This window comes from Cellulomonas hominis (genome assembly GCF_005239125.1).
GTDB classification, from domain to species: Bacteria; Actinomycetota; Actinomycetes; order Actinomycetales; family Cellulomonadaceae; genus Cellulomonas; species Cellulomonas hominis_A.
In genome coordinates this window covers 1-7,257 of the sequence record NZ_SZYE01000193.1, presented here as the reverse complement: position 1 = coordinate 7,257, position 7,257 = coordinate 1, and the positions used below count along the sequence as shown (strand labels likewise).

General features: G+C 78.5%; 6 protein-coding genes. 5 read left to right on the top strand and 1 reads right to left on the bottom strand.

What is annotated here, in order from left to right; translation table 11 throughout:
- Positions 1–203: 203 nt before the first annotated feature.
- Positions 204–1,658, bottom strand: coding sequence for a DNA polymerase IV (locus FA014_RS16690; RefSeq protein WP_195969333.1), 1,455 nt, complete (start codon positions 1,656–1,658; stop codon positions 204–206).
- A gap of 93 nt (positions 1,659–1,751) precedes the next feature.
- Between FA014_RS16690 and FA014_RS16685 the strand changes: the two genes are divergently transcribed.
- From FA014_RS16685 to FA014_RS16665, 5 genes are all read left to right on the top strand, one after another.
- Positions 1,752–2,414, top strand: coding sequence for a Type 1 glutamine amidotransferase-like domain-containing protein (locus FA014_RS16685; RefSeq protein ID WP_154730770.1), 663 nt, complete (start codon positions 1,752–1,754; stop codon positions 2,412–2,414).
- 88 nt (positions 2,415–2,502) lie between these two features.
- On the top strand, positions 2,503–2,907 hold the full coding sequence (locus FA014_RS16680) for a hypothetical protein (RefSeq protein ID WP_154730769.1): 405 nt from the start codon (positions 2,503–2,505) through the stop codon (positions 2,905–2,907).
- A gap of 131 nt (positions 2,908–3,038) precedes the next feature.
- Positions 3,039–3,764 (top strand): ATP-binding cassette domain-containing protein, encoded by a 726-nt coding sequence (locus tag FA014_RS16675; protein ID WP_154730768.1) that lies wholly within the window; start codon positions 3,039–3,041, stop codon positions 3,762–3,764.
- Complete coding sequence (locus tag FA014_RS16670) at positions 3,761–5,698, top strand: YhgE/Pip family protein (RefSeq protein ID WP_154730767.1); 1,938 nt, start codon at positions 3,761–3,763, stop codon at positions 5,696–5,698. The genes FA014_RS16675 and FA014_RS16670 overlap by 4 nt, the downstream gene beginning before the upstream one ends.
- Before the next feature lie 168 nt (positions 5,699–5,866).
- Positions 5,867–7,257 (top strand): AAA family ATPase (locus FA014_RS16665; protein WP_328288218.1); only part of this gene is annotated, 1,391 nt, incomplete at its 3' end.

Genomic DNA, 7,257 nt, shown 5'->3' with positions numbered 1-7,257 from the left:
CGATGGCCTCGATCTGCCGCTGCTCACCGGTGCGCGGCGCCCCGCCGAACGCCACCACGGGGTCCGGCCCGTAGTCGGTCAGGCAGACACCGTCGGGCCCGTAGACCGGCAGCACCAGGCCGGCGAGCGTGTCGCCGTCGGGGTGTTCCTGCAGGTCAACCATGCAAGAACGCTACCGGCGACCACTGACACGCCTCGGCCGGCTACTCCTCGGCCCGCGCCTCGGGCAGCTCCGACCCGTCGGGCCCGAGGGCGCCGACCAGCTCCACGTCCTCCGTCGCGGGGTCGAGCCAGATCTGCCGCCCGGGCCCGGTCGCGGCGGTCTCGAACCGGACAGCCACCCGGCCGTCGTCGCGGGTGCTGACGACCCAGCCGCGGCCGTGCATTGGGTGCCGGACGTCGAGCCCCGGGGCGGCGTCCTCGACCCGGAGGCGGCCGCGGCGGCGCCGGGCGACGGGGCGGAGCGCGTCGGGGCCGTCGGGGTCCGGGGCGGTGCCCTCCTCGACCCCGGGGCCCGGTCCTGGGCCGGGTGACGCCGACGCGTCCGGCGCGGCGCCGGAGCCGCCCGGCCCGGCGAGGTCGAGCATGAGCTGCGCGTGCTCCGACAGCCCGCTGAACGCCACCCCGAGCAGCCGCACCGGCTCGGTCAGCTCCACCAGGTCGAGCGCCCGCGCCGCCGCCTCGTGCAGCGCCGCCCGGTCGGCCGTCGGCGACGGCAGCGACACCGCCCGGGTCACGGTGCTGAACCCCGCGAACCGCACCTTCACCGTGACGGTCCGTGCGGCGCCGCCGTGCCGCTCCAGGCGGGCGAACGCCTGGTCGGCGACCGCGGGCAGCTGGGCCGCGAGCTCCGCTCGCCCGTGCAGGTCGCGCTCGAAGGTGTGCTCGGCGCCGGCGGACTTGCGCTCCCGGGTCTCGGCGACCGGCCGGTCGTCCCAGCCGCGCGCCACCCGGAACAGGTTCGACCCGGCGGCGTCGCCGAGCACCATCGTCAGGGTGTCGAGCGGCTGCGCGCGCAGGTCCTCGACGGTCCGGACGCCGATCTTCTCCAGCCGTTCCGCCGACACCGGGCCGACGCCCCACAGCGAGCGCACCGGCATCGGGAGCAGGAACGCGTCCTCGTCCCCGGGGTCGACGACCACGACCCCCGCGGGCTTCGCCGCCGCGGAGGCGAGCTTCGCCACCAGCTTCGACCGCCCCATGCCGACGGACACCGGGACGCCCGCGAGCTCGACGGCCCGCTCGCGCAGGTCGCGCGCCACCCCGGGCCAGCCGTCGGGACCGGGCTCGACGGCCCCGAGGTCCGCGAACGCCTCGTCGATGCTCAGCGGCTCGACCGCGTCGGTCCGCTCCCGCAGCGCCGCCATGATCCGCGCCGAGTACGCCGCGTAGGCGTCGAACCGGGGGACCACCACGGTCGCCTGCGGGCAGGCCCGGCGGGCGCTCGCCATCGACATGGCGGACCGCACGCCCATCGCCCGCGCCTCGTAGGAGGCCGCGGCCACCACGCCGCGCGGGCCGGTGCCACCGACCAGCACGGGGCGTCCGCGCAGGGACGGGCGCTGCGCCTGCTCCACCGACGCGAAGAACGCGTCCGCGTCCAGGTGCGCGATGCTCGGTTCCGTCCGCAGGCGCGGGGCGGTCACCTCGCTGCTCACCGGGCCATGCTGCCGCACGGCACCGACACGCGCGCCGCGGGCGACCGGGCGCGGCACGATGGGTCCCGACGGCCCCAGTCCCCGGAGGACCCCATGCAGCTCCTGCTCACGTCCGGCGGCGTCACCAACCCGAGCATCCGCGCCGCGCTCGACCGGCTGCTCCCGCGGCCGGTCGGGGAGTGCCACGCGCTGGTGGTGCCGACCGCGCAGTGGGGGCACCCGCTGTGCGGCCCGGAGTCGGTGCGCGGGCTCGTCGCCGCGGATCCCGGCTTCCGGCACCTCACCGGCCTCGGCTGGGCGTCGCTCGGCGTCCTCGAGCTCACCGCGCTGCCGACGATCGGCGCGGACCGGTGGGTGCCGTGGGTCCGCGGGGCCGACGTGCTGCTGGTCGACGGCGGCGACGCGACCTACCTCGCGCACTGGGTCCGCGAGTCCGGGCTGGCCGGCCTGCTCCCCGCGCTGCCCGACCTGGTGTGGGTCGGGGTCAGCGCCGGGAGCATGGTCATGGCGCCCCGGGTCGGCGACTTCTTCGTCGAGTGGGCGGGCGCGCCGGACGACCGCGGGCTCGGCGTCGTCCCGTTCGCGCTCTTCCCGCACCTGAACGCGTTCGCGTCGAACACCCCCGCCGCCGCCGAGCGCTGGGCCGAGGACGTCGGCGGCCCGGCGTACGCCATCGACGAGCAGACGGCCGTCGTCGTCGCGGACGGCGCCGCCGAGGTGGTGTCGGAAGGGGACTGGCTGCAGTTCGGCGCCTGACCGGGCGCGGCCCGCTGGCGCGCGCCGCGCCCGCGGGCAGGATGGGTCGCGCCGCCGGCCCGGTGGCCCGGACGAGGAGGAGGTCCGCATGACGCGGTTCGCGATCGACGCCCACGCCGCGGTCCGGCTCGTCGGCGAGGGGTTCACCGTGCCCGCGGGCCACCAGCTGGTGGCCCCGAACCTGCTGCGCTCCGAGGCGATGGGCCTGCTGTACCGCGACGTCCGCGCGGGCGCGATCGAGCCCGCGCGCGCGGACGTGCTGCTGGAGCGGCTCACCACGCTGCGGGTGCGGCTGCTCGGCGACCGGGTGTCGCGGGCCGTGGCGTGGCGCATCGCCACCGAGGGCGGCTGGGACGACACCGCCCCGGCCGAGTACGTCGCCGTGGCCCGGCTGCAGGCCGACGTGCTGGTGGCGCTGGACCCCGACCTGGCCGCGCGGGCGCGGGGGCTGGTCGACGTCGTGCCGGTCGAGACGCTGCTCGCGGCGCAGTAGGCCGCGGGCCGGAGCCGGGGCCGGCACCGCCGGCGAGCGGGCCGCCCCGGCCCCCTCGCCCCGGCCGCGGCGGTCTGCGACCCTGGCCACGGGGCCCGTATCCCGCGAGTCCCGCCAGGGGGGAGCACGGGATGACGGTCGAGCACGTCGACGTGGCGGACACGGAGGACCGGCCGGGGGGCCACGAGCCGCCGGAGGGCGTGCGCGCCACCGGGCTCGGGATGCGGGCGGGGGAGGGCTGGGTCTACCGGCACGTCGACTTCACGGCGGATCCCGGCGAGGTCGTCGAGGTCCGCGGCGCCGGGGGCACCGGCCGGTCGATGCTCCTGCTGACGCTGGCGGGCCGCGCCCGCGCCACGACCGGGCAGCTGCGGGTGCTCGGCCACGACCTGCCGCGCGGCGCCCGGGCGGTGCGGCGGCTGTCCGCCGTCGCCCGGCTCGACGACGTCGCCGTGCCCGAGGGGCAGCAGACCGTCCGGCAGGCGTTCCGGGAGCGGGCCCGCTGGGAGCGGGTGCGGCCCGCCGGGTCCGACGGCCTGGGATACCGGGTGGACGAGACCCGGGAGCTCACCGGCCTCACCGCCGGTCCCCACGAGCGGGTGGCGGGGCTGGGCGCGCTGCAGCGCACGCTGCTCGCGGTCGCCCTGGCCGCGCTCTCCCGGCCGCGGCTGCTGGTCCTGGACGACCTGGACGACGGGCTCCCCGCGACGGAGCGGGACCTGGTGTGGGCGGCCCTGCACCGCGTCGCGGACGCCGACGGCTGCCTCGTGCTCGCGACCACCTCGGGCGGTGACCCCGGTGGCGGCCCGGGCGGCCGGCGGTCGGTGGAGCTGCACCCGGCGCGGGTCGCGCCGTGATCGGCGCGCTCGCCGTCTCCGAGCTGCGGCGCTACCGGCGGCCGCTGGAGCGGGTCGCGCTGGTCTTCCTCGTGCTGCTGCCGTCGCTGTACGGCGGCCTGTACCTGTGGTCGAACTGGAACCCGTACGGGCACCTGCGGGACATCAAGGTCGCGGTCGTCAACGAGGACCGCCCGGTGACGGTGCAGGACCAGGAGATCCGGGCGGGCGACCAGGTGCTCCAGCAGCTCGAGGACGACCCGGTCGTCGACTGGACCCCGACCGACGCCCGCGACGCGGCGGCCGGGCTCGCCGACGGCACGTACCTGATGACGATGACGATCCCCGACGACTTCTCCGCGGACCTCACGGCCGTGCAGTCGGGCGACCCGCGGGCGGCCGAGGTCCTGCTGCGCCGCGACGGGGCCAACGGGTTCATCGTGGGCGTCGCGTCGCAGGGGCTGGCGATCGAGCTCGAGGAGCGGATCAACGCCGCGGCCACGTCCGCGTACTTCCGGGTGGTCCTGGAGCAGCTCGGCCGGCTGCGCTCGGGGCTGCAGCAGGCGGGCAGCGGTGCCACCGAGCTGCGGGACGGGCTGACCACCGCGCGGGACGGTGCGGGCTCGCTCGCGTCGGGCCTGGCCACGGCCCACCAGGCGTCCGCCGAGCTCACCGGCGGGGCGCAGCAGGTCGCCCAGGGGGACGCGCGGATCGCGGCCGTCGTCGACCCGCTGGTCGACCGCGTCGTCCCGGCGATCCCCGGGGTGGCCGACGCGGCCGACCGGGTCGCGGGGACGGCGGCGGAGCTCACCGGCCTGGTGGCGCAGGACGCGCAGGGGCTGCCCTCCCGGACCGCCCAGCTCGTCGCGCAGCTCGACGCGTGGGCGCAGGCGAACCCGGAGCAGGGCGGCTCCCCGGAGTTCCAGCAGATCCTGGCCGCCGCCCGCGCGGCGGACCAGCGGTCCGGCGAGGTCGTGGCCGCCGCGTCCCGGGTGGACGCCGCCGCGAGCGACGTCGCCGCGCGCGCCGCGCAGGTCGACGCCGAGGTCCCCGCGATCCAGGCCCGGATCCGCGACGCGCGGTCCGAGATCGACCGGCTCGCCTCGGGGTCGCAGCAGGTCGCCGACGGCCTGGGCGAGCTGACCGGCGGGCTGCAGACCGCGGCGGACGGCGCGGGCAGCCTGGCGAGCGGCACCGCCGAACTCGAGAGCGGCGCCAGCACGCTCGCCGACGGCCTCACGTCCGCGGTCGACCAGATCCCCACGCTCGGCGAGCAGGACCCGCAGCGGGTCGCCGACGAGCTGGCGCAGCCCACCGACGTCCGCGTGGAGGCGGTGAACGACGCGCGGTACTACGGCGAGGGGCTGGCGCCGTTCTTCTTCGGCATCGCGCTGTGCGTGTTCGGCGTCGCGACGTTCACGGTGCTGCGGCCCGTGAACCCGCGCGGGCTCATGTCGCGCGCGGGCTCGGTGCCCGTCGCGCTCGCCGGGTACCTCCCGGTCGCCGCCGTGGGGGTGGCCGGCGGGCTCGTGCTCACCGCGGTGCTCGCGTTCGGCCTCGGGCTCGACGCGCGGAGCTGGCCGGCGACCACCGGCCTCGTCGTCGTCGGCTCCCTCGCGTTCACGGCGATCGCCCACGCCCTGCGGACCGCGTTCGGGGTGGTGGGGTCCTCGCTGGCCCTGGTGCTGCTGATGGTCCAGCTCACCAGCTGCGCGGGCATCTACCCGGTGCAGACCCTGCCGGCGCCGTTCCGCGCCGTGCACCCCCTGCTGCCCATGACGTACGTGGTCGACGGGCTGCGGATCGCGATGACCGGCGGTCCACCGGACCGGTACGTGCGCGACATCCTGCTGGTCGCCGGGTTCGGCGTCCTGGGGCTGCTGGGCGGCGTGGCCGCCGTCGCGTGGCACCGGCGGTGGACCATCACGCGGGTCGACCCGGTGCTGGGGGAGTAGCGGCGGCGCCCGGCGGCCGCCCTGCGGGCGTGCGACGCGGTCGGTGCCCCGGCGGGCGTGGTAGACAGTCCCGGCGCGGCCGGGTGCCGCGGCCGCACCGACGGGAGGGACATGGCGCCAGCAGCGACCGCCGGCAGGGCGCGCGTCCCGGCGCCGCGCCCGGGACGCATGGCGCGGCCCCGGCTCGTGGGCCGCATCGGCCCGGGCGGCCCGGCGCGCGTCACGGTGGTGTCCGCGCCCGCCGGCTACGGCAAGACGACGCTGCTCGCCGAGTGGGCGGCCGCCGTCGGCGACGGCTCCCGCATCGCCTGGCTGGCGCTGGACGAGCGCGACCACGACCCGGCCGTCCTGTGGCCGGCGCTGCTCTCGGCGGTGGAGGAGGCCGTGCCGGGCGCGAGCCGGCCGGCGGCGCGACGGCTCGACGACGGGGAGCCGGCGCGCGCGGCGCTCGGCGCCCTGCTCGACGAGCTGGCCGGCCGCGCGGTCGACGTCGTGCTCGTCCTGGACGACACGCACCTGGTCGGGCGTCCCGCCTGGCCGGACCTCGCGTTCCTCGTGGACAGCCTGCCGCCGCGGGTCCACGTCGTGCTCTCGGGGCGGGCGGACCCCGAGGTGCCGCTGGCCCGGCTGCGCGCGCGGGGCGAGCTCGCGGAGGTCCGCGCGGCCGACCTGCGGCTCACCCCCGACGAGGTCGCGGTGGTCGCGGCGGCGGCCGGGGCCCCGCTCGGCACCGGGGACGTCGCGCGCCTGGCGGAGCGGACCGAGGGCTGGGCGGCGGCCGTCGGGCTCGCGCTGCTGGCGGTGCGCGACGCCCCGGACGCGGCGGGCGTGCTCGCGCGGTTCACCGGCGAGCACCGGCACGTCGCCGACTACCTGGTGGACGAGGTGCTGCGCCGCCAGCCGGACGACGTCCGCGACTTCCTCCTGCGCACGAGCGTGCTCGACCGGCTCACCGGCCCCCTGTGCGACTCGGTCGCGGGGACGACGGGCGGCGCCGCGCGCCTGGAGGCGCTGGACCGCGCGGGCCTGTTCGTCGTGCCGCTGGACGACACGCGGACCTGGTACCGGTACCACCACCTGTTCCGCGAGCTGCTGGCCTCGCGGCTGTCCCGCGAGCTGCCCGGCGAGGTCGCCGCCCTGCACGGGCGCGCCAGCCGGTGGTGGGCGGGGCACGACGAGCCGGTCCCGGCGATCGACCACGCGCTCGCGGCCGGGGACCACGAGCGGGCGGCGTCCCTCGTCGAGGCCGCCGTGCCGGCGATGCGCCGGGCCCGCCGGGAGGCGACCCTCCGCGGGTGGTGCGACGCGCTCCCCGCCGCGGTCGTCGGCGCCCGGCCCGCGCTGGCGCTCGGCCACGCCGGGGCGCTGCTCGCCGAAGGTCGCGCCGAGGGCGTGACGGAGCTGCTGGACCACGTGGAGCGCGCGGTGGGCGCGGCGGCTGGCGGCCGCCCGTGCCGGGGGAGCGGTGACCGGCCGGTCGGGCGCGCTGCATCCCTGCGCGAGGTGGCGTCGCGAGGCTGCCGGAGGGAACGTAGCGGGCCCGGCAGAGGGAGCGTCGG

Excerpts from the sequence above, each read along its gene's own strand:
- FA014_RS16675 (WP_154730768.1), top strand. The coding sequence starts at position 3,039 with ATGACGGTCGAGCACGTCGACGTGGCGGACACGGAGGACCGGCCGGGG.
- FA014_RS16680 (WP_154730769.1), top strand. The coding sequence starts at position 2,503 with ATGACGCGGTTCGCGATCGACGCCCACGCCGCGGTCCGGCTCGTCGGC.
- FA014_RS16685 (WP_154730770.1), top strand. The coding sequence starts at position 1,752 with ATGCAGCTCCTGCTCACGTCCGGCGGCGTCACCAACCCGAGCATCCGC.